Origin of the sequence: Micromonospora yasonensis (assembly GCF_026013475.1) — a bacterium.
GTDB classification, from domain to species: domain Bacteria; phylum Actinomycetota; class Actinomycetes; order Mycobacteriales; family Micromonosporaceae; genus Micromonospora; species Micromonospora yasonensis.
Genome location: NZ_JAPDPH010000042.1, coordinates 1 through 23,799, shown reverse-complemented (window position 1 = coordinate 23,799; position 23,799 = coordinate 1). Strand labels below are relative to the sequence as shown.

Annotated in this window: 23 protein-coding genes, 1 tRNA gene and 2 pseudogenes; 15 read left to right on the top strand and 11 right to left on the bottom strand. The window is 72.5% G+C overall.

All coding sequences use genetic code 11. The features are described 5' to 3' along the window. Nucleotides 1–76: 76 nt before the first annotated feature. The gene (locus ONA70_RS11880) at nucleotides 77–814 is read right to left on the bottom strand and encodes a hypothetical protein (RefSeq protein ID WP_265006442.1); all 738 of its coding nucleotides are present in this window, start codon (nucleotides 812–814) and stop codon (nucleotides 77–79) included. Nucleotides 815–932: 118 nt separating this feature from the next. Between ONA70_RS11880 and ONA70_RS11875 the strand changes: the two genes are divergently transcribed. Next, nucleotides 933–1,463, top strand: coding sequence for a peptidylprolyl isomerase (locus ONA70_RS11875; RefSeq protein ID WP_265006441.1), 531 nt, complete (start codon nucleotides 933–935; stop codon nucleotides 1,461–1,463). 25 nt (nucleotides 1,464–1,488) lie between these two features. Beyond that, nucleotides 1,489–2,415 carry a rhomboid family intramembrane serine protease gene (locus tag ONA70_RS11870; RefSeq protein ID WP_265006440.1) on the top strand — a complete coding sequence of 309 codons (927 nt, stop codon included), beginning with the start codon at nucleotides 1,489–1,491 and terminating at the stop codon, nucleotides 2,413–2,415. 22 nt (nucleotides 2,416–2,437) lie between these two features. On the opposite strand, the gene ONA70_RS11865 is transcribed toward ONA70_RS11870, so the two are convergent. Next, nucleotides 2,438–2,872, bottom strand: a complete 435-nt coding sequence (locus ONA70_RS11865) for a PH domain-containing protein (RefSeq protein WP_265006439.1) — start codon at nucleotides 2,870–2,872, stop codon at nucleotides 2,438–2,440. A 135-nt stretch (nucleotides 2,873–3,007) separates the two neighbouring features. Here ONA70_RS11865 and ONA70_RS11860 point away from each other — a divergent pair, with 135 nt between their 5' ends. The 7 genes from ONA70_RS11860 (at nucleotide 3,008) to ONA70_RS11830 (ending at nucleotide 10,449) form a co-directional block, all read left to right on the top strand. Beyond that, nucleotides 3,008–4,180 carry a thiolase family protein gene (locus tag ONA70_RS11860; protein WP_265006438.1) on the top strand — a complete coding sequence of 391 codons (1,173 nt, stop codon included), beginning with the start codon at nucleotides 3,008–3,010 and terminating at the stop codon, nucleotides 4,178–4,180. 260 nt (nucleotides 4,181–4,440) lie between these two features. Further along, the gene (locus ONA70_RS11855) at nucleotides 4,441–6,042 is read left to right on the top strand and encodes a glycoside hydrolase domain-containing protein (RefSeq protein ID WP_265006437.1); all 1,602 of its coding nucleotides are present in this window, start codon (nucleotides 4,441–4,443) and stop codon (nucleotides 6,040–6,042) included. 157 nt (nucleotides 6,043–6,199) lie between these two features. Further along, the gene (locus tag ONA70_RS11850; RefSeq protein WP_265006436.1) at nucleotides 6,200–6,712 is read left to right on the top strand and encodes a hypothetical protein; all 513 of its coding nucleotides are present in this window, start codon (nucleotides 6,200–6,202) and stop codon (nucleotides 6,710–6,712) included. 80 nt (nucleotides 6,713–6,792) lie between these two features. Next, nucleotides 6,793–7,485 (top strand): response regulator transcription factor, encoded by a 693-nt coding sequence (locus tag ONA70_RS11845; protein ID WP_265006435.1) that lies wholly within the window; start codon nucleotides 6,793–6,795, stop codon nucleotides 7,483–7,485. Next, a complete protein-coding gene (locus tag ONA70_RS11840) occupies nucleotides 7,478–8,935 on the top strand; it encodes a sensor histidine kinase (RefSeq protein ID WP_265006434.1) in 1,458 nt (485 codons plus the stop codon). Before ONA70_RS11845 ends, ONA70_RS11840 begins: the two co-directional genes overlap by 8 nt. Before the next feature lie 59 nt (nucleotides 8,936–8,994). Further along, nucleotides 8,995–9,597 carry a hypothetical protein gene (locus ONA70_RS11835; protein ID WP_265006433.1) on the top strand — a complete coding sequence of 201 codons (603 nt, stop codon included), beginning with the start codon at nucleotides 8,995–8,997 and terminating at the stop codon, nucleotides 9,595–9,597. 153 nt (nucleotides 9,598–9,750) lie between these two features. Then, entirely contained in the window at nucleotides 9,751–10,449 is a 699-nt protein-coding gene (locus ONA70_RS11830; protein WP_265006432.1) for a glycosyltransferase family 2 protein, read from the top strand. A 16-nt stretch (nucleotides 10,450–10,465) separates the two neighbouring features. Here the strand turns inward: ONA70_RS11830 and ONA70_RS11825 are convergent, their stop codons facing one another. Further along, nucleotides 10,466–11,353, bottom strand: a complete 888-nt coding sequence (locus tag ONA70_RS11825) for a transketolase family protein (RefSeq protein ID WP_265006431.1) — start codon at nucleotides 11,351–11,353, stop codon at nucleotides 10,466–10,468. Between the two features lie 2 nt (nucleotides 11,354–11,355). Beyond that, nucleotides 11,356–12,051 carry a transketolase gene (locus ONA70_RS11820; protein WP_265006430.1) on the bottom strand — a complete coding sequence of 232 codons (696 nt, stop codon included), beginning with the start codon at nucleotides 12,049–12,051 and terminating at the stop codon, nucleotides 11,356–11,358. 46 nt (nucleotides 12,052–12,097) lie between these two features. Between ONA70_RS11820 and soxR the strand changes: the two genes are divergently transcribed. After that, nucleotides 12,098–12,565, top strand: a complete 468-nt coding sequence (gene soxR, locus ONA70_RS11815; RefSeq protein ID WP_265006429.1) for a redox-sensitive transcriptional activator SoxR — start codon at nucleotides 12,098–12,100, stop codon at nucleotides 12,563–12,565. Between the two features lie 4 nt (nucleotides 12,566–12,569). Here the strand turns inward: soxR and ONA70_RS11810 are convergent, their stop codons facing one another. Both ONA70_RS11810 and ONA70_RS11805 read right to left on the bottom strand, forming a co-directional pair. Further along, nucleotides 12,570–13,544 carry an NAD(P)H-quinone oxidoreductase gene (locus ONA70_RS11810; RefSeq protein WP_265006428.1) on the bottom strand — a complete coding sequence of 325 codons (975 nt, stop codon included), beginning with the start codon at nucleotides 13,542–13,544 and terminating at the stop codon, nucleotides 12,570–12,572. A 9-nt stretch (nucleotides 13,545–13,553) separates the two neighbouring features. Next, on the bottom strand, nucleotides 13,554–14,093 hold the full coding sequence (locus tag ONA70_RS11805; RefSeq protein ID WP_265006427.1) for an AAA family ATPase: 540 nt from the start codon (nucleotides 14,091–14,093) through the stop codon (nucleotides 13,554–13,556). 96 nt (nucleotides 14,094–14,189) lie between these two features. On the opposite strand from ONA70_RS11805, the gene ONA70_RS11800 reads away from it, so the two are divergent. After that, nucleotides 14,190–14,279: transfer RNA gene (locus ONA70_RS11800), tRNA-Ser, on the top strand. Between the two features lie 53 nt (nucleotides 14,280–14,332). On the opposite strand, the pseudogene ONA70_RS11795 reads toward ONA70_RS11800, so the two are convergent. Next, a pseudogene (locus ONA70_RS11795) lies at nucleotides 14,333–15,070 on the bottom strand (class I SAM-dependent methyltransferase); the annotation flags it as partial. 203 nt (nucleotides 15,071–15,273) lie between these two features. On the opposite strand from ONA70_RS11795, the gene ONA70_RS11790 reads away from it, so the two are divergent. Then, the gene (locus ONA70_RS11790; RefSeq protein WP_265006426.1) at nucleotides 15,274–15,807 is read left to right on the top strand and encodes a YbhB/YbcL family Raf kinase inhibitor-like protein; all 534 of its coding nucleotides are present in this window, start codon (nucleotides 15,274–15,276) and stop codon (nucleotides 15,805–15,807) included. A gap of 63 nt (nucleotides 15,808–15,870) precedes the next feature. Here the strand turns inward: ONA70_RS11790 and ONA70_RS11785 are convergent, their stop codons facing one another. Continuing rightward, nucleotides 15,871–16,581: a class I SAM-dependent methyltransferase gene (locus ONA70_RS11785; protein ID WP_265006425.1), complete on the bottom strand. Its 711-nt coding sequence runs from the start codon at nucleotides 16,579–16,581 to the stop codon at nucleotides 15,871–15,873. Nucleotides 16,582–16,791: 210 nt separating this feature from the next. Between ONA70_RS11785 and ONA70_RS11780 the strand changes: the two genes are divergently transcribed. Further along, nucleotides 16,792–18,603: a DUF2079 domain-containing protein gene (locus tag ONA70_RS11780; RefSeq protein ID WP_265006424.1), complete on the top strand. Its 1,812-nt coding sequence runs from the start codon at nucleotides 16,792–16,794 to the stop codon at nucleotides 18,601–18,603. A gap of 24 nt (nucleotides 18,604–18,627) precedes the next feature. Here ONA70_RS11780 and ONA70_RS11775 read toward each other — a convergent pair whose 3' ends face one another. Then, the gene (locus tag ONA70_RS11775; protein WP_265006423.1) at nucleotides 18,628–19,413 is read right to left on the bottom strand and encodes a hypothetical protein; all 786 of its coding nucleotides are present in this window, start codon (nucleotides 19,411–19,413) and stop codon (nucleotides 18,628–18,630) included. A gap of 336 nt (nucleotides 19,414–19,749) precedes the next feature. Here ONA70_RS11775 and ONA70_RS11770 point away from each other — a divergent pair, with 336 nt between their 5' ends. After that, nucleotides 19,750–21,279, top strand: a complete 1,530-nt coding sequence (locus ONA70_RS11770) for a peptide deformylase (protein WP_265006422.1) — start codon at nucleotides 19,750–19,752, stop codon at nucleotides 21,277–21,279. A gap of 117 nt (nucleotides 21,280–21,396) precedes the next feature. Here the strand turns inward: ONA70_RS11770 and ONA70_RS11765 are convergent, their stop codons facing one another. Then, nucleotides 21,397–22,518, bottom strand: a complete 1,122-nt coding sequence (locus ONA70_RS11765) for a globin domain-containing protein (protein ID WP_265006421.1) — start codon at nucleotides 22,516–22,518, stop codon at nucleotides 21,397–21,399. A gap of 134 nt (nucleotides 22,519–22,652) precedes the next feature. Here ONA70_RS11765 and ONA70_RS11760 point away from each other — a divergent pair, with 134 nt between their 5' ends. Further along, nucleotides 22,653–23,426: a CPBP family intramembrane glutamic endopeptidase gene (locus tag ONA70_RS11760; RefSeq protein ID WP_265006420.1), complete on the top strand. Its 774-nt coding sequence runs from the start codon at nucleotides 22,653–22,655 to the stop codon at nucleotides 23,424–23,426. A 142-nt stretch (nucleotides 23,427–23,568) separates the two neighbouring features. Here the strand turns inward: ONA70_RS11760 and ONA70_RS11755 are convergent. Next, nucleotides 23,569–23,799: pseudogene (locus ONA70_RS11755) on the bottom strand (hypothetical protein); the annotation flags it as partial.

Sequence of the window (23,799 nt, the reverse complement as noted above, 5' to 3'; positions counted from 1 at the left end):
GCCCGCACCGACACGTCGAAGCGCCGGCCGCGCGGGGCGTACCCCACGCGGCCGGCGCTTTGCGTGGCCCGCCGGGTCAGCGGCGGCCGCTGGCCTTGGCGGTGTTCTTCTCGGTGTTCAGCGCCTTGGTGACGTCGTCGGCCGGGCGGCCGGAGACGTCCCGGGCGCCCTCGGCGACCGAGGGAACCTTGTCGGTCGACTGGATCACCGGCTGGCTGCTCGCCTTGGCGGTCGACGCGCCGCCGGCGCCGGCCTGGGTCACCTTCGCGGTCGGGTCGGGGGTCTCCACCATGATGGTGTCCACGTCCTCGCGCATCGGCTCCAGGTTGCCGGCCGGGTCGTACTCGGTCCACTCCAACTGCTCGCGGCGGCGGCGCATGGCCATCGCCCCCGCCAGGCCGGCGACCGTGCCGGCGGCCAGCAGGCCGGCCATCATGCCGCGCGACTTCTTCTGCTTCTTCTTGGCGATCTTCATGTTCTTGGCCTTGACCTTCTTCGACACGGCGGCCGGCTTGGCAGCGGCGGCCTTCCGGCCCTTCGTCGTCCGGCCCGCAGCCTCGGCCTGCGCGTTGCGCATGGCCATGACCAGCGGCGCGAGCGCCGCGACGGTCGAGGCGACCCCGGTCGAGGCCCGGTCCCGGACCATGACCGCGGTGGGCGCGACGGCACCCCGGGCTGCCTGGACCCGCGGGCCGACCGTGGCGCCGGCACCCTTCGCCGCGTGCGTCGCGGCCTGCCTCAGGTGACCGATGCCCTGGTTCAGCTCGGCCTTCGCGAGCTGCCCCTGGGTCTTGCGCCGCCCGATTCCAAACACGGTCCCACCTCCTGGGAGTTTGTTCCTCCGTCATCCTCCACCTTCGGATGCCTCCGCACGGCCAGATCGGGCACATGGGAGGATCCGCATGGAACTGACCAACAAGTGAGGAGTACCCGTGGCCGAGGCTGTCTACGCCACCTTGCACACCAACGCTGGCCCGATCCGGCTGGAGCTCTTCCCGAACCACGCGCCGAAGACCGTCCGCAACTTCCTGGAGCTGGCCGAGGGCACCAGGGAGTACATCGACCCGCGCACCGGCCAGCCGGGCAGCGGGCCGTACTACGACGGCACCATCTCGCATCGCGTGATCAGCGGCTTCATGGTCCAGATGGGCGACCCGACCGGTACCGGTCGTGGCGGCCCGGGCTACAAGTTCGCCGACGAGTTCCACCCGGAGCTGCGCTTCGACCGGCCGTACCTGCTGGCGATGGCGAACGCCGGGCCGGGCACCAACGGCTCGCAGTTCTTCATCACGGTGTCCCCGACGCCGCACCTGAACAACCGGCACACCATCTTCGGCCAGGTGGCGGACGAGCAGTCGGCCAAGGTCGTGGACTCGATCGCGAACACCCCGACCGGCCCGAGCGACCGCCCGCTCCAGGACGTCGTCATCGAGCGCGTCGAGATCGAGCACAAGCCGGCCTGAGCGTTACGCAGGTACCTTTGCTCGCATGACTCAGCGCTCCGGGCAGGCAGGTGACGCCACCGACGGACCGGTGCCGACCGCACCGGTCTGCTACCGGCACCCCGATCGGGCGACCTACGTCCGGTGCACCCGCTGTGACCGGCCGATCTGCCCCGAGTGCATGCGGGAGGCCTCGGTCGGGCACCAGTGCCCGGAATGCGTCAGCGAGGGACGCCGCAGCGTGCGGCCGGCGCGTACCGCCTTCGGGGGCGGTGCCGCCGGCCGCCAGGGCTACGTCACCAAGACGCTGATCGCCCTGAACGTGCTGGTGATGCTCCTCTCCCTCGCCTCGGCCGGGAACAGGGTCACGGAAGCGGCCATCAGCGGCTCCACGCCGCTGACCAACTGGGGTGCCGTGCTCGCCTACGCCTCGTACGTCCCCTTCGGCCCGGTCCACGGCATCGCCTCCGGCGAGTGGTACCGGCTGGTCACCGCGATGTTCCTGCACTACGGCCTGCCGCACCTGCTGCTCAACATGTGGGGGCTCTGGGTGCTCGGCCGGACTCTGGAGGCGGTGCTCGGCCCGCTGCGCTTCCTCGCGCTCTATCTGGTCGCCGGGCTCGGCGGCAACGTCGCGGTCTACCTGTTCAGCGCGCCGAACCAGACCTCGGCCGGCGCGTCGACCGCCATCTTCGGCCTGTTCGCCGCGATCTTCGTGATCATGCGCCGGCTCGGACGGGACACCTCGGCCATCGTGCCGATCCTGGTGATCAACCTGGTCTTCACCTTCACCGTGCCGCACATCTCGATCGCCGGCCACCTGGGCGGCCTGGTCGCTGGCGCGGTGATGGCGCTGGCCCTGGCGTACGCGCCACGGATGCGGCGGACCCTGTTCCAGGCGGCGGGCGGCACGATCATCGCGGTGGCGCTGCTCGGCCTGGTGCTGGTGCGCACCGCCATGCTGACCGGCTGACCGAGGTAAGCAGGGCGCGCGCTCAGCGTCCGGCGGCGGCCCGGGCGGCGCGCAGTGCCTCGGCGACCTCCTGCGGCGGCGCGTCCAGGTCGTACCGGCCGAACAGGTGCAGCGACTCGCCCGCGTCGACCTCCAGCGTCTCGGCGGTCAACCCGCGCCGGGTACGCCGCTCCACCCGGATCGCCTCCACCGCCGGCCAGGGCAGCAACCGCCGGCCGGCGAAGCCCCGGATCACCGTGATCCCCTGTGCGTCGACGGCCAGCCGGACCGGCGCGACCAGATCCCGTACCGCCCAGCCGGCCAGCGCGGCGGCGGCCAGCCCGGCGAGCACCAGCTGGACCCGGTCGCTGCCGGCGAAGAGCAGACCCAGCGCGACCAGGATCAGCACGCCGGCCAGCTTGACCACCGGCAGGACCGCCGGCACCCGCCACTGGCGGGCCGGGGGCGACTGTGGCATCACCGCCCCAGCATGCCAGCCGTCCCACCGGTCGCGATGTCCGCCGGAAACCGGCGACGCCCGGCAACCGGGGAGAGGACGACCGGCCGCCTCAGGACGTAGGATCGAGCCAGCCCAAGTTACCGGGGAGTAGACATGAGTGACGCGGTCATCGTCGGTGCGGTACGGACCCCGGTCGGGCGGCGCAAGGGCAGCCTCGCCGGCGTGCACCCGGTCGATCTCTCGGCGCACGTGCTGCGTGCCCTCGCCGAGCGGACCGGCATCGATCCGGTTGAGGTCGACGACGTGGTCTGGGGCTGCGTGTCGCAGGTCGGCGAGCAGTCCTGGAACGTCGCCCGCAACGCCGTGCTGGCTGCCGGCTGGCCGGAATCGGTCCCCGGCACCACGCTCGACCGGCAGTGCGGCTCCAGCCAGCAGGCGCTGCACTTCGCCGCCGCCACCGTCGCGTCCGGCCAGGCCGACCTGGTGGTCGCCGGCGGCGTCGAGTCGATGACCCGGGTGCCGATGGGTTCCAGCGTCGCTGGCGGCATGCCGTTCAGTCCGGCCATCCTGGAGCGCTACCGGGGCGTCGAGGGCGTCGCCGAGGACAACCCGCTCCCGTTCAACCAGGGGGTCGGCGCCGAGCTGATCGCTCGGCGCTGGCGGTTCTCGCGTACCCAGCTCGACGAGTTCGCGCTGGCCAGCCACGAGAAGGCTGCCGCCGCGCAGGACGCCGGGGCGTTCGACCCGGAGCTGGCCCCGGTGCCCCTGGCCGACGGCGGCAAGTTCGCCGCCGACGAGGGGATCCGCCGGGACACCTCGCTGGCCAAGCTCGGCGAGCTGGCCACCCCGTTCCGGGCCGACGGTGTGGTCACCGCCGGCTCCGCGTCGCAGATCTCCGACGGCGCCGCGGCGCTCGCGGTCACCACCAGCGAGTGGGCCAGCCGGCACGGCCTGCGCCCGCTGGCCCGGGTGCACACCGCCGTGGTCACCGCCGACGACCCGGTCACCATGCTCACCGCGCCCATCCCGGCCACCGCGAAGGCGCTGCGCCGCGCGGGGCTGGGCATCGAGGAGATCGGGGTGTACGAGGTGAACGAGGCGTTCGCCCCGGTGCCGCTGGCCTGGCTGGCCGAGACCGAGGCGGACCCGGAGCGGCTGAACCCGCGCGGCGGGGCGATCGCCCTCGGCCACCCGCTCGGCGCGTCCGGCGCCCGGATCATGACCACCATGCTCCAGCACATGCGGGACAACGGGATCCGCTACGGCCTGCAGACCATGTGCGAGGGCGGCGGCATGGCCAACGCCACCATCGTCGAGCTGCTCTGAGCCGACCCGTTCCCCGAGGGCCTGTCCATTCCGGACGATCCGGCCCGGTTCCTGCTGGCCCTGGACGGTTTCCCGGTCGCCTGGACCGGACCCGACGGCCGGTCCCTGCACTGGCTAACAAACTGCCGCGAAAGGGACGAGATTCGGTTCGGGGTCGACAGGCGGCCGTTGACCTGGCAAGAATCTTGGGGCCGTGTGGAGCGAGTGACGCCAGGCGTCCGCCGCCGGCCTTCTGACCACGGGGACAGATTCGGGGAATCATGACACCCACCTTCTCGCCGCCTGGGCTGCGCCAGGTTTTCCGCCGGACGCTGGCCGCCACAGCCGCTGCCGTCGTCGGCGCCGGCGCCGGGCTCGCCGTCAGCAGCAGCCCGGCCCTGGCGGCCGTCGGCCCGCAACCCGGCACCTACACCGGTCTCGGCTTCGACGCCTGCACCGCGCCGAGCAGCGCCGCCATGGCGGCCTGGCGGGCCAACTCGCCCTACCAGGCGGTCACCATCTACTTCGGTGGAGTGGACCGGGGCTGCACCCAGCCCAACCTCACCGCCGACTGGGTCGCCACGCAGGTGGCGGCCGGCTGGCACCTGGTGCCGATGTACGTCGGCCTCCAGGCGCCCTGCCTCGAGACGAGCAAGGCCAGGATCGACCCCACGCAGGCCGCCGCCCAGGGTCGCTCCCAGGCCGACGACGCCGTCCTCCAGGCACAGAAGCTGGGCCTGCCCAGGGACAGCGTGCTGGTCTACGACATGGAGGACTACTCCGGTGGGGACGCCGCCTGCACCACGGCGGTCACCACGTTCATGAGCGCCTGGACCGCGCGCCTGCACGATCAGGGTTACCTCTCCGGCTTCTACAGCAGCGTGGCCCGGGGTGTGGCCGACCAGGTCGCCGCCTACAACACGGCGGGCTACGTCCGCCCCGACTACGTGCATTTCGCCCGTTGGGACAAGGTGGCGACGGCCGACGACCCGACGATTCCGGCCGGCTACTGGTCGCCGAAGCGGCGGATGAAGCAGCACGTCGGCCCGCACAACGAGACCTACGGCGGGGTCACCATCAACATCGACGGCGACTACCTCGACGTCGCCCCGCTGCCCGCCACGCCGTTCGGTGATTTCACCCGTAACGGTTGGTCGGACGTGGGCTACCGGGAGCCGTCCACCGGCCAGCTCTACCTCTACGGCGGCAACGGCACCTCGTTGAGTGGTCGGCTGAGCCTCGGCACCGGCTGGAACAGCATGGACGCCCTGCTGCGGGTGGGGAACTTCGACCGGTCCGGTGGCGAGGACATCCTGGCCCGGGAGAAGTCGACCGGCTACCTGTGGCTCTACCCGGGGACCGGGTCCGGGTTCGGCACCCGGGTGCTGGTGGGTACGGGCTGGAACCGGATGCGGGAGCTCACCCCGATCGGTGACCTCAACCGGGACGGTTATCAGGATCTGCTTGCCGTGCACACCTCCACCGGCGCGCTCTACCTCTATCCGGGTAAGGGCACCGGGTTCGGCCCCCGGGTCCTGCTCGCATGGCGCGGTTGGCAGACCCTCGACGAGTTGAACGGTGGCGGCGACTTCAACGGGGACGGCTACCCGGACCTGCTGGCCCGGGAGAAGAGCACCGGCGACCTGTGGCTCTACCCCGGGAGGGCGGCGGGCCGGCTCGGCACCCGGACGAAGGTAGGCAGCGGCTGGAACGCGGTGCGGGACATGGTCCAGGTCGGCGACTTCGACCGCGACGGGCAGCCGGACCTGGTCGCGGTGCAGACGTCGACCGGCTATCTGCTCCGCTACCCGTGGCAGGGCGCGGGTTGGGCGTCGGCCGTCCGGATCGGCACCGGCTGGGGCAACATGACGCCGCTGCTCTGACGCGGTCACCGGCCGGACGTCGCCGTACCCGCAGCGGGGTCCGGCCGGGCGACCCCCATCCGCGGCGTCGCACCGCGGGTGCGATTTGCACGGGTGGAAGTTCCGCAATTCAGGAGTGAGCCATATCACTCCTGCTCACATGCTCGTTGCATCTTGCATGGACGTGTTCTCGCGAACGTTCCTTCCGGCCGCCGCCGAGACCGGCCTGGCGACCCAGACTGCCAATCGGCACATGCCGGTCTTCCGCCGGTGCGTCGGCTCCGGCGACGCCACCATCCTGGTCACCCGGTGCAGCCGCCCGGACCACCCGATCGGCGGCGAGTACCTGATGCTCCTCACCCACCGCCGCCTCGTGGTGACCCGGCAGACCCGGGTGCTGCACCGGCTGCGGCTGCACCTCAACACCGAACTGCGCGAGCTGAGCAACGTCACCTGGAGCCCCGACGCGCGCTCGCAGTGCGTCGAGTTGGCGGCCACCGCGATCGACGGCGTCCGCGAGCGGTTCCTCATCCGTACCCACCACCCGAAGCAGGTGTGGCAGCTCGACGCACTGCTGAACCACGCCTTCCGCACCCGGCTCCGCACACCCGCAGAGCGGCTGGTCGCCACCATCGGCGAGCCGCCGGCGTTCGCCCGGCCGGCCGTGTTCCGCCCCGCCCCGGTGCGCTGACCGCGCTCAGAGCCCGCTCTTACCGAATCCGAACATTCCCCTGACGTCCCCGGCGGCCGCCGGTCGGTCATCATGGGCCGGTGACCGCCGACGCCGCGCAGCGCGGGCTCGTCCTCGTGGTGGAGGACGAGCCGGCCATCGCCGACCTGGTCCGGCTCTACCTGACCCGGGACGGCTTCGGCGTACACGTGGAATGGGACGGGACGGCCGGCCTGGCCGCCGCGCGGCGGCTGCGCCCGGTGGCCTGCGTGCTCGACATCGCACTGCCCGGCCTGGCCGGCACCGAGATCTGCCGCAAGCTGCGCGAGGCCGGCGACTGGACCCCGGTCATCTTCCTCACCGCCCGGGACGACGAGGTCGACCGGATCGTCGGCCTGGAACTGGGCGCCGACGACTACGTGACCAAGCCGTTCAGCCCGCGCGAACTCGTCGCCCGGGTCCGGGCGGTGCTGCGCCGCACCGCTGGCGCGCCGGCGGGCGCCGAGCAGCCTCGGGTGGTCGGCCCGGTCACCCTCGACCCGGCCCGCCGGACGGTGACCGCCGCCGGCACCCCGGTCCAGCTCACCTCCACCGAGTTCGACCTGCTCGCCCACCTGATGGCCCGGCCCGGCCGGGTCTTCACCCGAGAGGAGTTGCTCGCCGGCGTCTGGGGGTACGCGGCACACGCCGGCACCCGGACCGTGGACGTGCACGTCGCGCAGGTCCGGGCCAAGCTCGGCCCGGCCAGCGTGATCCGCACCCACCGTGGCGTCGGGTACGCAGCCGATGCCTGAGCCCGCCCACCAGCCCACCGTCGCGTTGCCGGTGATCGGACCGCGCCCCGCCCCGGCGCCGCCCCGCCGGCGCTTCGCGCACACCCTGACCGTCCGCGCGGTGCTGGTCACCTGCGCGGTCGCCCTGGTGTCGGTGCTGGTCACCGCGCTGGTCGCGGTCCCCCTGGCGGTACGCGGCGCGGAGCGGCGGGACCAGGCGGCGCTGGCCGCCCAGGCCCGCCTCGCCGCCGACGTGCTCCGCGTCCGCGCGGTACGCCAGCGGGACAGCGCCGGGGAGCGGCTGATCCGCCAGCTCCGCCAGCAGGACATCGACGTCTACCTGATCCGGGCCGGGCAGGTGGACCGTCCGGGCCTGCCCCGCCAGCTGGTGAGCCGGGTCGCGGCCGGCGGGAACGTCTCCGGCCGCCGGCTGGTCGACGGGCACCGGGCCCTGGTCGAGGGGCGGGCGCTCGCCGGCGGCGACGGCGTGGTGCTGACCCGGACCACCACCAGCGGCCCCTGGCGGCAGGTGCTGCTCAGCCTCTGGGTGCCGCTGCTCGCCGGGCTCGCCGCCGGGGTGGGCGCCGGCCTGCTGCTGGCCCGCCGGCTGGCCCGGCCGATCCGGGTCGCCGCCACCGCCGCCGCCCGGTTGCGCGCCGGGGACCGGGCGGTCCGGGTGCCGGTCGAGCCGCCCGACGAGGTGGCCGACCTGGCGCACGCGCTCAACGGGCTGGCCGCCGCGCTGGCCACCAGCGAGGGGCGGCAGCGGGAGTTCCTGCTCTCCGTGTCGCACGAGCTGCGCACCCCGCTCACCGCCATCCGCGGCTACGCCGAGGCGCTGGCCGACGGGGTGATCGACGCGGACGGGGTGCCGGACACCGGCCGGACCATGCTGGCCGAGGCCGAGCACCTGGACCGGCTGGTCAGCGACCTGCTGGCGCTGGCCCGGCTGGAGGCAGCAGACTTCCCGCTGGAGCCGGGACCGGTCGACCTGACCCGGCTCGCCGCCGACGCGGAACGGACCTGGTCCGACCGGTGCGCGGCGGTCGGCGTGCCGTTCCGGGTGGAGACGCCGGGCGGGCCGGTGCCCGCGTACACCGATCCGGGGCGGATCCGGCAGGTGGTGGACGGGCTGCTGGAGAACGCGCTGCGGGTCGTACCCCCGGGGGCGCCGGTGGTGCTCGCGGTCCGGCCGGCCGGCGCGGACCCGGCCGCCGGCGGCGTGGTGGAGGTCCGCGACGGTGGACCCGGCTTCACCGACGACGACCTGGCGGTGGTGTTCGAGCGCGGCGCGCTGCACCAGCGGTACCGCGGGGTGCGCAAAGTGGGCAGCGGGCTGGGCCTGGCGTTGGCGGCCGGGCTGGTCCGCCGGCTCGGTGGCGTGATCACCGCCGGGCACGCCACGGAGGGCGGGGCGGCCTTCACCGTCCGGCTGCCCGCCGATCCTTACCTGATCCGAACATCGGCCTGACCCCTTCCCCCGCCTGCGTGGTGCACGCTGGGGTCACCACGGACGAGAGAGGACAACCGATGGCACGTCAGGGAATCGTCACCGGCGTCACCGCGCTCTTCGCGGCGGCCGCGCTCGGCCTCGCCGGTTGCGGCCCCGCCCAGGTCGCGCAGGAGACGGCGAAGGAGACCGCGGTCGAGGTGGCCGCGGCCATGGGCGCGGACGGGCAGGCGCTCGCCGCGATGGGCTTCGACGCCGCCGACCTGGACGTGGATCCGGTCGCCGCCCCGGCCCCCTCGGCCTCCGCCGGTGAGCAGGCCGGACCGCAGGACAAGCGCGGTGAGAAGGGGCAGGAGTGGCGCAAGCGGCACCGGGCCCGGGTGCTGCTGCGGCAGAACATCCTGCACGGCGAGGTCGTGGTGCAGGCCAAGGACGGCGGCACGAGGACCATCGCCGTGCAGCGCGGCCAGGTGACCGCCATCGACGGCCGGTCGATGACCGTCAAGTGCTCCGACGGCTTCACCATGACCTGGACGTTCGACGAGAAGCTGCGGGTGGTCGAGCGTCGGCACACCGTGCGGTCCAGCGACATCAAGGTCGGTACGACGGTCGGCGTGGCCGGTGCGAAAGACGGCGACGGCGGCGTGGCCCGGCTGATCGTGGTCCCGTTCAAGCAGCGGTGAACGGATGCGGGGCGGCCGCTCCGAAGGGCGGCCGTCCCCGTTCGAGTCCGCTCTCCGCAGGACCTTGACAAACCTCCGGGCGCTGCACTCACCGAGGCGGGGATCAGCCAGGTTACGCTAGGGCCGACTTGCTTTCGCCACCGTGGAGAACCCGTGAAGCTCTCGATCCTCATGCCGGTCTACAACGAGGAAGAACGCATAGCGGATGCCTTGAAGCAGGCATTGGCGGTGGACTACCCGTGCGAGATCGAACTCGTCGTGGTCGACGACGGCAGCCGCGACGGCACCGCCGAGGTGCTCGACCGGGTCGACGACCAGCGGCTGCGGGTCGTCACCCACCAGCGCAACGCGGGCAAGGGCGCGGCCATCAAGACCGCGGTCGACAACGCCGAGGGTGAGTACATGGTCATCCTCGACGCCGACCTCGAGTACGACCCGCAGGACATCCCGAAGCTGCTGGAGCCCGTGCTCGACGGGCGGGCCAAAGTGGTCTACGGCAATCGGACCTTCGGCAGCCACAGCGCCTACAGCTTCTGGTACGTGATGGGCAACAAGGGCGTCACGACCGTGGCTAACGTCCTCTACAACTCCTACATCGGCGACCTGGAGACCTGCTTCAAGCTGATGCCGCTGGAGCTGTACCGCTCGCTCGACATCCGGTCCCGCGGGTTCGGCATGGAGGCCGAGGTCACCGGCAAGCTGCTGCGCCGGCGAATCCGCCCGTACGAGGTCCCGATCAGCTACCGCGCCCGGAACCGCGAAGAGGGCAAGAAGATCACCTGGAAGGACGGCGTCGAGGCGGTCTGGATCCTGGCCCGCGAGCGCGCCCGGCGCCGGCCCGTCACCGGCTGACGCCGCCCCTCCCGACTCAGCCCGCCGGCGACAGGAACGCGTCGACCGAGCGGCGCAATCCGGCGGCGTCCAGGCCGTGCCAGCGGTCGTGGTCCTCCGCCGAGCCGTAGCGGCGCAGCTCCGTACGGTCCACGCCGAGGGTGAGCAGCCGGTGCGGCCGGTCGGCCAGCGCCGCGCCGACCACCCGGGCCGAGGTGCCCGCCAGGTACGGCTCGACCAGGATCACCTCGGTGCCCGCGAGGGCCCGCAGCCCGGCGGTGTCGAACGGCCGTGGCCGATGGGTGTACGCCACGGTGACCGGCCGGTCGCCGACCGCGGCGAGCGCCCGGTCCAGCACCGGCCCGACCGCCACCAGCAGCGGCGCGCCCGGCCCGGCGTCCCGTACCACCCGCAGGTCACCCGCGTCCGGGTACGCGGTCCCGTTGCTCTGGGTGGAGAGCCGCACGTACGCCGAGTCCCGTCGGCCGCACACCACGTCGCGCAGCACCCCCGGCACCTCGTCCCGGTGACCCGGCACGTGCACCGTCCAGCCGTGCAGCGTGTCGATCAGCGCCACGTCGGCCGGCCCGAGGTGGGTCCGTCCCGCCGCCGCCCGGTCGTACGACGCGCCGACGCTGACCAGCACCGCCCCGACCCCCTGGTGGTCGAGATCCAGCTTGATCTGCTCGTAGGCCCGCTCCACCAGGAAGGGCGCGTAGCTGTGCACGATGGGCCGCAGCCCGGTCAGCGCCAGCCCGCCGGCCACGCCCACCATGAGCTGCTCCCGGATGCCGACGTTGAGCACCCGGTCGGGGTGCCGCGCGGCGGCCGGGGCGAACGCGGCGGCGGAGATGTCGGCCAGCACCACGGCGGTCCGCGGGTCGTCCAGGAACTCGGTGGCGGTGGCCACGAAGGTGTCGCGCATGCTCACTCCCCGTTGTCGGTGACGACCGCGACGACGACGTGCGGCCGGTGGTGGTCGTGCCCGGTGAGGGCGGCGTGCAGGGCGGCGTGATCGCGGCCGTCCACGGTGGCCGCGGTCCAGCCGTTGACGGTGAACCGGCCGGCGGCGCCGCCCGGCCAGCCGTGACTCGCCGAGTGGTTGTCCAGCACGATCGCGGTGAGGTTGGCCAGCCCGGTCGCCCCCGCGTACGCGATCGCCTCGTGGTTGGAACCCTCGTCCAGCTCGGCGTCGCCGAGCAGCACGTACACCCGGGGGTCCGTCCGGCCCTGGGCGCGTAGGCCGAGCGCCGTGCCCACGCCCAGCCCGAGGCCGTGTCCCAGCGACCCGGATCCGATCTCCACCCCCGGCACCAGCAGCCGGTCCGGATGGTCGCCGAGGCGGCTGTCCGGGCCGCCCTGGTCGTCCAGCCACGCCACCGGCACGAAACCCTTCGCGGCGAGCAACGCGTAGTAGCCGGCGACCGCGTGCCCCTTGGAGAGCAGGAACCGGTCCCGGTCCGGGTCGTCGACGGTCTCCGGGGTGATCCGGAGCACCCGGTCGTAGAGCACCTGGAGCACGTCCAGGGTCGAGTAGACGTTCGGGCCGAAGTCGCGGTCGGCGCGTACCCGGTCCAGCAGTGCCGCCAGGAGGGCGGGGTCGGTGGCGGTCGTCGTCGTCATGCGGATAGCCTCGGAGTTGAAGTGCACTTCAACTCAAGGCCCTGTGATGCACGAAGCAACCCTGACCATCGGCCAGCTCTCCGCGCGCAGCGGCGTGGCCCCCTCCGCGCTGCGCTACTACGAGCGGCTGGGGCTGATCCGGGCCGAGCGCACCGGCGGCAACCAGCGCCGGTACGCCCGCGCCGAGCTGCGCCGGGTGGCGTTCGTCCGGATCTCCCAGCAGGTCGGCGTCTCGCTGGAGGAGATCAAGGAGGCGCTGGACTCGCTGCCGTCCTCGCGTACGCCCACCCCGGACGACTGGGCCGCGCTGTCCCGGTCCTGGCGGGACCGGCTGGACGAGAAGATCCGGCTGCTCGGCAAGCTCCGCGACGACCTGGACGGCTGCATCGGCTGCGGCTGCCTGTCGTTGCAGCGCTGCACCCTCTACAACCCGGGCGACTCGCTGGCCGCCGAGGGGCCGGGTGCCCGGCTGGTGCTGCCCGGCCCCGTCGAGCCGGATGGCGAAGCGGCCTGACCGGTCAGTGGACCAGCAGCACCTTGCCCACGTGGTCGCTCGTCTCCACCAGGCGGTGCGCGTCGGCGGCGTCGGCCATCTTGGCCCGCGCGTGCACGATCGGCCGTACTGTCCCCGCCTCGACCAGCGGCCACACCTGCTCGCGTACGCCCCGGACGATCTCCGCCTTCTCGGTCAGCGGGCGGGAGCGCAGCGCCGTCGCGTGGACCGAGGCCCGCTTCGCCAGCAGCACGCCCAGGTCCAGCTCGCCCTTTCGGCCGCCCTGCATGCCGATCACCACCAGCCGGCCACCGGTGGCCAGCGCCGCCACGTTCCGGGGCAGGTACGCGGCGCCCATGATGTCGAGGATCACCTCCGCGCCCCGGCCGTCGGTGAACCGGCGAACCTCCTCGACGAAGTCCTGCTCCCGGTAGTCGATGGTGTGCGCGGCACCCAGCTCGCGCAGCCGGGCGTGCTTCGCCGCCCGCGCGGTCACCACCACGGTCGCGCCGAGCGCCACGCCGAGCTGGATGGCGAACGTGCCGATGCCGCTGCCGCCACCGTGCACCAGCAGGGTCTCGCCCTTCGCCAGCCGGGCGAGCTGGACCACGTTCGACCAGACCGTGCAGGCCACCTCCGGCAGCGCCGCGGCGTCCACCAGGTCGACGCCCGCCGGCACCGGCAGCAGTTGCCCGGCCGGCACGGCCACCCGCTCGGCGTACCCGCCGCCGGCCAGCAGCGCGCAGACCTCGTCACCGACGGCCCAGCCGGCCACGTCCGGCCCGAGCGCGGCGATCACCCCGGAGCACTCCAGCCCCGGGTACGCGGGCGCGCCCGGCGGCGGCGGATAGTGTCCCTGCCGTTGCAGCAGGTCGGCCCGGTTCACCGCACTGGCCTGCACCTCGACGACCACCTCGCCGGGGCCGGGCTCCGGGTCGGGCACCTGTGACCAGACGAGGGCCTCGGGTCCACCGGGTTTCGGAATCGTCATCGCGTGCATGGCCCAGTCTTACCCGATCCGGCCCTCCGTCCACGCCCGGGCCAGGATCTCGTCCACCGTCTCGTCCGGCGTGTGCGCCGAGGTGTCCAGCCAGAGCCCGATCCGGGGAGTGTCCGCCCGGAACTCGGCGTCCAGGTCGGCGACCGGCCAGTCGCCGTACCCCTGCTTGAGCCGGCCGCGCTCGCGAGCGGCGACCACCTCCGCGCGCGGGGCGAGCACCACCACCGCCAGCGGCCGGTGCCGGATCCGCTCGACCATGGCCGGCAGGGCGGCGCCGAGCACCACGTCCTGGAGCACGACGGTGAAGCCCTCGGCGGCGTAACGGTCCGCCGCCGCGGCGGCCAGGTCGTAGCGGAGCCGGAGTTGCCGCCACGCCTCCGGGGAGAGCTGTGCTCCCATCTCGGCCCGCCCACCGACGATCATCCGGCGGAACACGTCACCGCGCAGGTGCACCGACCGGGTCAGCCGGCTGGCCAGCGACTGGGCCACTGTGGACTTGCCCGCCGCCATGATTCCGCTGATCAGCACCACTCCCGGGGTCTCCCACACCGGCCCATTCTGTCAATGGGGGTGGGACGCCGGGTTGGCCGGTGTGCGGTCCGTGGCAGACTATGCACGGTCGCGTACCTCTCGGGGACGTGTCCGGGAGGGTTCGCCTAGTGGCCGATGGCGCTGGTCTTGAAAACCGGTAGGGCAGCGATGTCCTCGTGGGTTCGAATCCCACACCCTCCGCCACTTGATCAGCAAAAACGCCCCCTGACCAGCGCAGTGGGGCCTGGACCGCCGGTTCAGGCGATAAGCAGGCGAAGGCCGAGCTCTGCCGCGTCGAGATCGACGAGGTCACGGTTGCGTTCTGCCCACCGACCTGAGGCGAGGTCGGCACGAAGGCTGTGCACGGCCCTCTGCTCGGCGTCCGGCCCGACTCTGGCCCAGACCGATACCCCGCGACGGACGTTCTCGTTCAGGTATGCCTCGGGCCGGCGCCAGTAGGCCTCGAAGAAGCCGTCAACGCAGTCCCACGGGATGAGCACCGGCTCCACGCGGGCTCCGATCGCGCCGGCCAGCTCGGTCAGCGAAGGCCGGCCGACAAGGAGGTCCGCGACTTCAGGAAGGTAGTCGCGAGTGAGCCAGAATCGACGAAGCCATCCGGTGTCACTGGTGTCGTGCGTGAACACCACCACGCGGCGAGCAACGCGCCGCAGCTCGCGCAGGCCGGCGATCGGGTCCTGCCAGTGATGGATGGTGGCAAAAGCCATCGCTGCGTCGAAGGACTGGTCCTCGAACGGAAGGCTCTCCGCAGCGGCAGCCACGCACGGTGCTGTGCCTGCGGGGCGCTGCGCACGCATGAGCGCCGACGGTTCCACCGCGGTGACGTCACGGTCGGCGGGCTCGTAGGAGCCGGTACCAGCCCCGACATTCAATACCGTCCGCGCATCGCCGAGCGCAGCCCAGACCCTTGCGGCGATCCGCGGCTCGGTGCGCCGCGTCACGGTGTAAGTGGCTCCGATGGTGTCGTACAACTGCGCGCTGGACATGTCGCCGCCTCCCTGGCCGTCACCAGCCCCACGCCGCACGGGGCCGGGCGTCGCTGCCCTGGAGAGTAGGTCACGTTTTCACGTGCACGCACGGGTCGTCACGTTCGGACACGACGCGCTTTCGGTTCGTTCCGGGGCGTGGAAGGGGTATGAAGGTGCGCAGGAATTCGCGCGCACCCGGAAGGACCGTTTCGATGACCCTGGAACGACCGATCGCCCCGGACCCGTACGAGCTGCTGCCGACGGTGGCGTCGTTCACGCTGACCAGTGATGACGTGCACAACGGCGAGCCGATGGACGCACGGTACGCGCACGGCAGCACCGGCGGCGAGAACGTCTCCCCGCAGCTGTCCTGGTCGGGCTTCCCGGAGGAGACCAAGAGCTTCGTGGTCACCTGCTTCGACCCGGACGCCCCGACCGGCAGCGGCTTCTGGCACTGGGTGCTGGTGAACGTGCCCGCCTCGGTGACCGAGCTGCCGACCGGGGTGAAGGAGAGCGACCTGGGCGGTGCGTTCAGCATCCGCAACGACTACGGCGACACCGGCTATGGCGGTGCCGCCCCGCCGCCCGGCGACCGCCCGCACCGGTACGTCTTCGCGGTGCACGCGGTCGACGTGGACCGCCTCGACGTCGGCAAGGAGGCGAGCCCCGCCTTCGTCGGCTTCAACCTGGCGTTCCACACCCTGGCCCGGGCGGTGATCCGCCCGACGTACCAGATCAAGGACTGACCGGAGGTAAGGAGGGGCCCCTTGTTAACAGACGTCTGTTAACAAGGGGCCCCTCCTTACACCTCAGGCCGGGACGCGGGCGACCGCGAAGACGGACTGGCCGAACGGCGGGCGTACGGCCTGCTCGGCCGCCTTGGTGGCGGGCAGGACCAGGGTGTCGTAGATCTTCACCATCGGGCCCTCCTTCGGCATCAGCCGGAAGACCTTGGTGGCCATGAAGTAGCCGATCAGGCCCAGCGCGTTCGCGTAGTGGATCTTCTCAACGGTGAGCCCGGCCTCGGTCATCGCCGCGGCCAGCGTCTTCTTCGTGTAGCGCCGGACGTGGCCGGTGGCGATGTCGGCCGGGCTCATCGCGAACTGGAACGCCGGCACGATGATGATCACGGCGCCGCCGGGCCGGACCAGCTCGCGCATGCTGCGCAGCGCGCCCACGTGGTCCTCGATGTGCTCCAGCACGTTGTACGACACGGCCGCGCTGTAGTCGCCGCGCTCGGAGTGCGGGAGCAGCATCTGCCGGACCTCGATGGTGGGGCGGTCGGCCAGCCGCTCCTTGAGCCGGACCAGCCGGTCGGGGTCGGCCTCGGTCGCAGTGATCCGGGGCAGGTGCTCGGACCACTCCAGGGCGTAGTCCCCGAGGCCGCTGCCGATCTCGATGGGATTGTCACCGAGGTAGGGCACGGCCAGCTCGACGAACCACCTGCGGTGGTTGACCGCCGTCGCCAGCCCTTCGAGCACCTCCGACTGGACGCGCTGATCCCCAGTGATTTCTGCCATGCGTCGATTCCTCACGATATGACTGACCCGCGCCTGGACCGACAGAGTCAACCATCTGGATGGCTGAGGGGAAAATCGGGGCACCGGGGGTGGCCGAATTGCGGTCGGGAGAGGGCACGTGATCGGCGGTTGGCGAACCCGGCACATAGTACGCCAGTACCCAGAAACATGTCACGGCCCTGCCATACCCTGACTACGCTCTGAATTGTCATGACTACTCCTCAATCGGACGCCGCCGACGGTGGTGCCGCCGAGAGTGCGCCCGACGAGGGCGAGCGGCCGGCGCGTGGGCGGTGGATCGACCTCGCTGCCGTGCTCAGCTTCGTGCTGCTCGCATTCTTGGTCACCGCGCGCTTCTGGGCGAGCCCCGCGGCCGGGGTGCGGGACAACCGCTCCGACCAGGCGCAGTTCGAGTGGATGATGGCGCACGGTGCGCGAGTAGTTACGCAATTCGCCTATCCGTTCACCACGGACCGGATGAATGTGCCGGACGGTGTGAACCTGATGGCGAATACGTCCGTATTATCCATTTCGCTACCAATGACGCCGATCACCGTATTGTTCGGGCCGCGGTGGGCATTTCTGGTCTTTCTCACCCTCGGCATGGCCGCCACCGGCATCGCCTGGTACTTCGTCCTTTCCCGAGTGCTGATCGGCGCTCGGGCACCGGCCTGGCTCGGCGCCGGCTTCTGCGCTTTCGCGCCGGCGATGGTCTCGCACGCCAACGCCCACCCCAACATCGTCAGCCAGTTCGTGGTGCCGTTGATCGTCTGGCGGACCCTGCGCCTGGCCGAGCCGGGCCGTTGGCTGCGCAACGGCGTACTGCTCGGCCTGATGATCGTCTGGCAGGCCTTCCTCAATCTGGAGATCCTGCTGATGACGGCGATCGGGCTGGGCGTGGTGGTGGTCGTGCTCGCCGTCGCCCGGCCCGCGCTGCGCCGGGTGGCCCGGCCCTTCTGCGCCGGGCTCGCGGTGGCCGCCGTCCTCTCCGGGGTGGTGCTGGCCTACCCGCTGTACGTGCAACTCTTCGGACCAGGCGCGTACCAGGGGCTGTCCCGGCTGATCCGGGGCTACCGCACCGACCTCGCCTCGTTCGTCGCCTGGTCCCGGGAGTCGCTCGCCGGGGACGCCCGGGGCAGCAGATGGCTGGCCAAGAACGCCACCGAGGAGAACGCCTTCTTCGGCTGGCCGCTCGCCGTCCTGGTGGTGGCGCTGGTCTGGTGGCTGCGGCGGAACGTGGTGGTGCTCGCCCTGGCCGGGGTCGGGCTGATCTTCGCCGTCTTCTCGCTCGGCCGGGAGATCCGTTTCGACGGGCAGGACACCGGCATCCCCGCACCGTGGGCCGTGCTGGAGGGCCTGCCGGTCCTGCACTCGGTGGTGCCCACCCGCTGGTCACTGGCGCTCACCCCGATCATCGGGATCCTGCTCGCGCTCGGCGCGGAGCACGTCCGGGGACTGGTCCGGCGGCATCCGGCGGCCCGCTCGCAGCTCTGGTTCGCCACCGGCACCGTGCTGACCATGGCGCTGCTGCCGATCCTGCCCACCCCGCTGCCCGCGGTGCGCCTCGACCCGATCCCGGCCTTCGTCACCTCCGGGGCCTACCGGCCGTACGTGGCCGGCGGGCACAGCATCGTCACCCTGCCGCTGCCCGACACCACGTACCCCGATCCGCTGCGCTGGTCCGCGCAGACCCGACTGGACCTGCCGCTGGCCCGGGGCTACTTCCTCTATCCGGACACCCGGCCCGGAAAGGGGCGGGTGGCGCTCTTCACCGCCCCACCCCGACCCACCAGCGATTTCTTCACCAAGATTCGGACCACCGGTGGGGTGCCGCCGATCACCCCGCAGGACCGGGTGGACGCGGTCGACGACCTGCGTTACTGGCGGGCCGGCGCGGTGATCCTCGACCCCCGGCTGCGACAGGCCGATGCGCTGGGCCGGGGGATGACCGCGCTGACCGGCATCGAACCGACGTTCACGGGCGACGTGTGGCTCTGGGACGTGCGCCCGCTGGTGGGGTGACCGGGGGGTTGAGGGGCGGGACGCTCAGGACGGGCGGAGGCAGCAGCCCTGGCAGATCTTCGGTCGCGGCAGGGTGAAGGCCAGGCAGCAGGTCCGCCGCTGCACGGTCGGCTCCCCGGCCGGGCCGGGCACCAGCTCCACCAGATCGCCGAGCTCAAGCGTGTCGAGCAACGTCCCGATCGTCTCGGCGGCAGAGCCGGGCAGGGCGTCCGAGGCGCGCAGGATGCCGTGCGAGATTCCCGAGGCGACCGAGCCGAGCAGCGTACGCGTGCCGAGCCGGACCTCGGTCTGGATGGCCGCGATCAGCGGCGCGAAGTGGGCGTCGAGCAGCGTGGCGCGCAGCGCGCCGAGCAGCGCCGCCTCGTCGGCGACCACCCGGACGTCCGGGTGGCCGGCGAGCGCCAGCGGGTCGCCGGGCAGCACGGCGACCGTGGTCGAGCTGCGCAGGCCCAGGGTGAGCAGCTGGTGGTGGTCCTCGAAGTGGACCAGGACGTCGGCCGGGTCGAGCAGCGGCACCCGCCGGGCCGAGGCCCAGCCGAGCACCACCGGCAGCGCGGTCCAGTAGCTGTACGACTTCCAGGCCAGTGCGGCGCAGGCATGCGGCGTGCCGCCGAAGCGCCGGGTCGCCGCGCGGAGGAACTCGGGCAGCAGGGTGCCGTCGATCAGCCGGGCCGCCGGGGACCAGTGGGCCTCGTCGGTGGTGACCAGCAGGCCGGGGGCGAGCCCCGGCACGTCGTCGGTGCCGAACATGGCGCGCAGGGTGGCGGTCACCGGGGCGAGCGGCGCGGCGACGACGTCGCGCCTCGGCATCACCGCAGTCACCTTGTCCCGTCCCCTGTCTGATGGTCCCCACCGGTCGGCGCCTGCCGTCGGCCCGAACTAAGGCTAGCCTAACCACAGCTGTCTGGTCGGGGGAAGTCGTGCGGGGGATGGTGGGGTGAGGTCCCGGTCACTCCGGCGGCCCGTTGCCGCGTGCCGCGTACTACCCGGCCGGGTGGGCGGGAAACGCCGCCGAGTGGGTCGGCGAGCGGCGCAAGCATCGATGCTTACCGCTGAATTGTCAAGGTGAGTGTCGAATACGAGGCAGTTTCCGTACACGCTCGGCCACGGAACGTGAAAATGGTGCTCCCGCGTACGAGGAAGCCGATGTCGACTTCACCCATCGAGCGTGCCGCCGACTCGTTCGCGGCCGAACTCGCCCGGCACCGCACCGACCGAGGGCTGACCAAGAAGCAGTTGGCGATCCTGATGGGTTTCGACCCGTCGTACGTCAGCCACGTGGAGGGGCGCCGGCACCGGCCCACCGAGGACTTCGCCCGCCGGGCCGAGGCGGTCCTGGAGGCCAGCGGGGCGATCTGGCAGCGCTTCCGCGAGTACGACGAACTCCGGCACGGCCGCTCCGGCGGCAACCACCGGGAGCCGCCCGTGCCCGGCCAGTGGTTGCCGCCCGGCACCGGCCTGGTGGTCGAGCGGGAGTCCGCCACCCTCACCTACGCCGACGAGGCCTACCACTGCGTCATCCGGCGCGAGCTGTACAACGCCGGCACCGACCCGGTCACCCGCTACCTGGTCCGGGTCGCCGTGGACCGCTATCCCAACGACCCGGGCCGCTCCAACCGGCACCACCGGGAGCACCCGCTCACCTTCGCCGAGCTGCAACTGGCGGCGTACCGGGACGACGGGGGCACGCGCGAGTTGATGCACTGGCGGGCCAAGCACGACCGGGACGCGTTCAAGGAGATCTGGCTGCTCTTCGAGAACGCCGAGGGCCGCTTCCCGCTCTATCCCGGCGACCGGGCCACCATCGAGTACGCGTACCGGGTCGGCCGGGACAAGTGGGGCCCGTGGTTCCAGCGCGCCGTACGCCTGCCCACCCGGCAGCTCGCCGTCCGGCTCGACCTCCCCACCGACCTCGACCCGAAGGTATGGGGGGCCGAGACGTCCCTCTCCTCGGAGGAGGGGCCGCTGCGTACCCCGATCCAGCGGCGTGACCAGGGCGACCGGGCGATCTTCGACTGGGCCACCGACGACCCACCGCTGAACGCTCGCTACCGGCTGCAGTGGCGGTTCCGCGGCCTGCCGCCGGACACCGAGCCGGACGGTCCCGGGCCGGGCGTGCGGGTGCAGGCGAGCGACCGGATGCGCGGCATCGGCATCGTGCAGCGCGGCGACGACCTGCTCCGCCGGCCCGCCCGCCAGCTCGACCTGCCCCGCGAGGAACACCTTGCCCGGGAGGTCGTCGACCGGCTCTCCGCCACCCTGGTCCGCCTCGACGAGCTGCACCCGTTCAGCAAGGGCGTCGGCATCGCCGCACCGCAACTCGGGCTCGGCTGGGCCGCCGCCGTGGTCCGCCCCGCCGACCGGGCCGCCGAGCCGGTCGTCCTGCTCAACCCCCGGGTGGTCGACGCCGCCGCCGAGACCGACGAGCAGTACGAGGGCTGCCTCTCGTTCTTCGACCAGCGTGGCCTGGTGCCCCGGCCGCTCCGGATCGACGTGGAGCACGCCCTGTGGGACGGCAGCCGCGTCATCACGTCCTTCGAGTACGCGATGGCCCGGCTGGTGGCCCACGAGATCGACCACCTGGACGGGCACCTCTACGTCGACCGGATGTCCCCCGGCGTGCCGCTGGTCCCGGTCGAGGAGTACCGCGACACCGGCCACCCCTGGCGCTACTGAACGGTGATTCCGGTACGCGGGCCGGTTGCCGGCCCGGCCCGCGTACCGGCGATCGGGGGCCGGGCCGCGTGCCCCTGGGGGCAGGAGCACGCGGCCCGACTCGGGGGGAGAAAGGGCTTAGCGGCTGCCGAAGGTGTCGTACCGGATGTTGTCCGGCGGGACGTCGTCGGCAGCGAGCGCGCGCAGGGCGGCCCGGACCATCGGAGCCGAGCCGGAGACGTAGCAGTCGTGCGTTGTCCACGGGCCGTACCGGGTGACCACGTCGGAGATGTCCCCCTGCTCGCCGTCGAAGTCCGGGTCCGCGCTGCAGGCCGGGGTCACCGACAGCCACGGGTGCGCGGCCACCAACTCCTCCAGGCCCGGCAGGCCGTACAGCTCCTCCGGGCGGCGGGCGCCGTAGAAGACGTGCACCCACCGGGTCCGGTTGACCCGGGTCAGCTCCTCCACCAACGCCTTGATCGGGGCCAGCCCGACCCCGCCGGCCACGCAGAGGACGTCCCGGGTGGACGTCCGGTCCAACGTCATCGAGCCCATCGGCGCGGCCACCCGCAGCAGGTCGCCCGGCTTCGTCCGGCGGACCAGCGCCCCGGACACCCAGCCTGCCGTTTCGGCCGGCGTACGCACGTGGAACTCCAGCACGTTGTCCTCGTTCGGGGCGTTCGCCACCGAGTACGTCCGCCACACCCGCGGGTGGTAGCGGGGCGCCTCGACGCTGACGTACTGGCCGGCCTGCCAGGTCAGCGGGTGCTGCAGGGCGCGGACGGTCAGCACGGCGGTGTCCGGGCCGTACCGTTCGTGGGTGAGCACTTCGGCATGCCAGAACGGCGGGTTCTCGTCCGCCGCCGCGCCGGCGAGCATCCGCTCGCAGATGCTCGCGTACGCCTCCCGCCACGCCTGGTCGTACTCCAGGTTCCAGCCGTCCCCGGCGGTGCTGCGCAGCGCGTCCAGCAGGGCGACGCCCATGGTCTCGTAGTGGCCGGCCTCGACGTGGTACTTGCGGTGGTCCCGGCCCAGCGCCCGCAGGTACTCGTCGAAGCTCTCCGGGTCGTCCACCGTCTGGGTGGCGGTGACGATCGCCTCCAGGATCCGGTCGCCCTGCCCGTTCATCTGCACCGGGAAGAGTTTGCGCAGCTCGGGGTCGAGGAGGAACAGCCGGGCGTAGAAGTGGCCGCTCAGCCGCTCGCGCTCCTCCTCGACCAGGGTCCAGCTCTCCTTCAACAGCCGGGCAAAGTTCTCCACCGGGGCACGCTCCTTCTCCTGACGGGCGGATCGGCCCTCACAGAATGTCCACGGAGCGTGCCCATCGGTCGCACAGAATGTGCGACCGGCTCATCTGAGTGCCGACGCGCGTCGCCGTGCGGCACAGTGGTCCGGTGACGGTTGACGAGCTCACCCGCCCGGTGTCCCGCCGGACCCTGGGCACCGAGACGCTCCTGGTGCTCGGCCTCTCCCTCGGCCAGTCGGCCGTGTACGCGCTGGTCTCCCTGGTCGCCAAGCTGACCGCCACCGGTGGCCTGTCGAAGCAGACCGCCTCGCTGAACACCTCGGTGTCGGCCCGGCCGTACCTCGACCTGACGTACCAACTCCTCGGGATCTGCTTCGCGCTGCTGCCGGTGCTGCTCGCCGTACACCTGCTGGCGCGGGACCCCGGCGACCCGGCGCGGGCGCTCGGGGTGGACCTGACCCGGCCCGGATCGGACCTGGCCCGGGGTGCCGGCCTGGCCGCGCTCATCGGCCTGCCCGGGCTGGCCCTGTTCTGGGCGGCGGCGCAGCTCGGCATCAACGCCACCCTGGTCCCGGCCGCCCTGCCACACCTCTGGTGGGCGGTGCCGGTGCTGATCCTCGCCGCCGTGCAGAACGCCGTGCTGGAGGAGGTGATCGTGGTCGGCTACCTGGTCACCCGGCTGCGGCAGCTCAACTGGCGGCTCGGCGCGGTGCTCGGGACCAGCGGCGTGCTGCGCGGCTCCTACCACCTCTACCAGGGCTTCGGCGCGTTCCTCGGCAACGCCGTTATGGGCGTGATCTTCAGCCTCTTCTACCTGCGTACCCGGCGGGTGGCCCCGCTGATCGTCGCGCACACCCTGCTCGACGTGGTCGCCTTCGTCGGCTACGCGCTGCTGCCCAAGTCCTGGTTCAGCTGGCTCTGACCCCCGCGCGTCGCGCCGGCGGTCCGGTCGGGGCGCCGCGAGATACGGCATGTCGCGGCGTTCCGCCCGCCAGAAGGCCCGAGATGCGCCAGCCCGAGTGGATCAGCGGCCGGCCCCCGTGCCGCGGCCCGGCCCGCCCCGGTCAGCGGGCGCGGGCCGGCCGGTAGAAGGCGGTGGCCCGGGCAGCCAACCGCTCGGCGGCCGCCGAGTCGCCGGCCGCGGCGGTGAGCATCGCCGCGCCCGGCAGCAGCCGCGAGGCCAGCCGAAGCCCCAGCCAGCCGCCCGCCTGCGCGGCCAGTGGCGTCGCCAACCGCCAGGCCGCCTCGGCGGCGCGCGGCCACGGCCCGTCAACCGGCGCGCCCGCCGACCGCAC